A 2810-nucleotide genomic window follows, 5' to 3' on the forward strand; every position below is an offset into this window, starting at 1 on the left:
TAGCCTTCGAGAGCTCGAGATCTCGGACGACACGCTGATTGGCCTGCTGGTACTGGCCCTGGCCGGCAACAACGTGCGGGTGCAGTCCGGCGCCAAGGGCGACGACTTCATGGTGCAGCACCGCGCCGCGCTGGCCGCCAGCATCACGGAGGGTGGGGCCCTCGCCAGAGATCCGGAAGCCCTACGCAGCGCCGGCGGCTGCCTTTTGCTAGCATCCGGCCCTGTTCCACCCTACCTAGAACGGACGATGAACACGCCTGTTATCCCACCGGCCAGTCCGATGATGCTGGCGCATGCGGCTGCAGCCGCCGCGGCGCCGGGCCACCTCATCTTCTATCGCGTCGGCGAGTTCTATGAGGTGCTAGGGGCTGATGCACCTGTGTTTGCGCGGGCTCTCGGCCTGCAGTTGACCCGCCGGCGCCAGAAGGATGCCGCTGACGTCCCTATGTGTGGGGTGCCTGCTGCGACAGCATCCTCCGCCGTCGCGCGGCTCCTCGCAGCCGGGCACAAGGTGGCTCTCTCCGAGCAGCCCCCGGAGCCCGGTGCCGAACGGCCCTTGCGGCAGATGACGCCGGGCACCTCCGTCGATGCGGCCGTGCTGACAGAGGGGCGGCCGAATAACCTGTGTGTGGCCCTGTCTGAGGGCGACGCCGTCGCCTTTGCCTGGACAGACCTGTCCACCGGCGAGACCAGCACCGCCATGGCATCCCTCAACGGCAGCGGCGCGGCGCTGGCACGGATCTCCCCCGCTGAGGTCCTGGTCGCCCGTTGGCCAGAGGCCTCCGAGGCCTTGGCCGTTGCCCTCCGGGGCTCCGGCGTTCCCTTCTCAAACCTCAACCGAGCGGTGCCTGGCCTCGACGAAGCAAAGCGGAGTCTGCTCGCCCTCTACAGCGATAGCGCCGCCGACCTGATGCGAGGGTTCTCGCCGCCGGAGCTCTCCGCCCTGGCTGCTTTGCTGGACTATGTCGGCGCCACAGTAGGCCGCATGCCTGAAGCCATGCCCCTGCCGCGACGCGCCGGCATGAGCGACACCATGGAGATCGACGCGCCCACCTTACGAGGGCTGGAGGTGCTGTCCTCGGCGTCGGGCCGGGAGGGCTCGCTCCTCTCGGTGCTCGACCGCACCGTGACCCCGCCGGGCGCACGCCTGCTGATGCGGCAGCTTGCCGCGCCGCTCACCGATCCCGCCACCATCGCGCGGCGCCTGGCTATGGTGCGGTTCCTGGTGGAGCAGCCGTCCGTTCGCTCGGGCTGCCGGGAGGCACTGTCGGGCATGCCCGACGTGCTGCGCGCATGCGGGCGCCTGTCGCTCGGGCAGGGCAGCCCGCGTGATCTGGCCGCCGTTCGGGGGTTCCTGGATCGTGTCAGCGAGGCGGCCACTCAGCTCCAGCACGCCGAAGCTTTGCCGCCGGGGCTCCTGACCGCGGCGCGTGACCTCGCCGCAGGGGCCTCCGGGCCGTGCGGCGAACTCGCGACGGCGCTGCGCCGGGCCCTGGTGGCCTTTCCACCAGCCGAGGTGGAGGCAGGCTTCGTCGCTGAAGGCTACGACGCCAAGCTCGACGCGGCCCGCCTTGTCGTGGCGGAAGGGCAGGGGGCTATCGAGGCCCTCCAGGCCTGTTATGCCACGAAGACCGGCGTGAAGAGCCTCCGCATCCGGGTCAACACCGTGCTGGGCCACCACATCGAGGTGCCAGCCTCCGCCGCCAAGGGGCTCGGGCCTGAGTTTGTGCTGCGCCAGGGGCTGGCCAACTCCAGCCGCTTCGCGACCACCGAGCTGGATCGTCTCGCAGCTGAGCACGCGGCTGCCGCCGAGACGGTACTGCGTGCGGAGCAGCGCATCTTCGGCGCGCTCCGCTCGATGACCCTTGCGGCCCGCCCGGCACTCACCCGGATCGCCCATGCCGCAGCGGCCCTGGATCTGGTCTGCGGCCTTGCCCAGGCGGCGGCCGAGGGGCTCTGGATTGAGCCGGAGCTTTGCGACGATGCGGAGCTGTACATCGAGGGTGGGCGCCATCCTGTGGCGGAAGCCATTCTGGAGAGTGCCGGTCGGTCCTTCATCCCCAACGACTGCCACATGCCTGACGCTCAGCGGCTCTGGCTGCTGACCGGCCCCAACATGGCGGGCAAGTCCACCTTCCTGCGGCAGGTCGCCCTCATCGTTCTGATGGCGCAGGTCGGCTCCTTTGTTCCGGCCAAGCGGGCACGGATCGGCAAGGTCGATAAGTTGTTCAGCCGCATCGGTGCCTCGGACGACCTGGCGGCCGGGCGCTCCACCTTCATGGTTGAGATGCTGGAGACGGCAGCAATCCTGAGCCAGGCGACGGCACGCTCGCTGGTGATCCTGGACGAGGTGGGGCGCGGCACGTCGACGCATGATGGGCTGTCCATCGCACAGGCTTGCATGGAGTACCTGCATGACGAGGTCGGATGCCGCACTCTCTTTGCTACCCACTACCATGAGCTGGCAGATGCGGCCGAGAGTATGTCCCACAGCATCTGCATGACCATGGATGCGGCCGCAGGGCGGCACGGCGACGTCTTCTCCTACAAGGTGCTCGCCGGTCGTTCCGGACGCTCCTACGGCCTCAAGGTGGCGGCGCTAGCGGGCATGCCCCGTCGTGTCCTCCAACGTGCTGAAGAGATCCTCGCCCAGCACACCGGCCATTCGCCGAAAGCCTCATGATAGTCGCGCGAAACGTACCATGAGACGGCTCACACCCGGCCACCAGCCTTGTCGTGAAAGAGTACCACTGGATGCTACAGAGGCCGCCGATCTGGCAGAAGAGCGACTGCAATCCAAGGGACAAGTG

General features: G+C 68.4%; 1 protein-coding gene. It reads left to right on the forward strand.

Going from position 1 to position 2810, the window contains the following annotated elements; all coding sequences use genetic code 11:
* Positions 1–2683 (forward strand): DNA mismatch repair protein MutS (gene mutS / locus ACO1BU_RS36635; RefSeq protein WP_424140784.1); only part of this gene is annotated, 2683 nt, incomplete at its 5' end.
* Between the last annotated feature and the right edge of the window lie 127 nt (positions 2684–2810).

It is taken from the genome of Roseomonas chloroacetimidivorans, assembly GCF_049629625.1.
Taxonomy (GTDB): Bacteria; Pseudomonadota; Alphaproteobacteria; order Acetobacterales; family Acetobacteraceae; genus Roseomonas; species Roseomonas chloroacetimidivorans.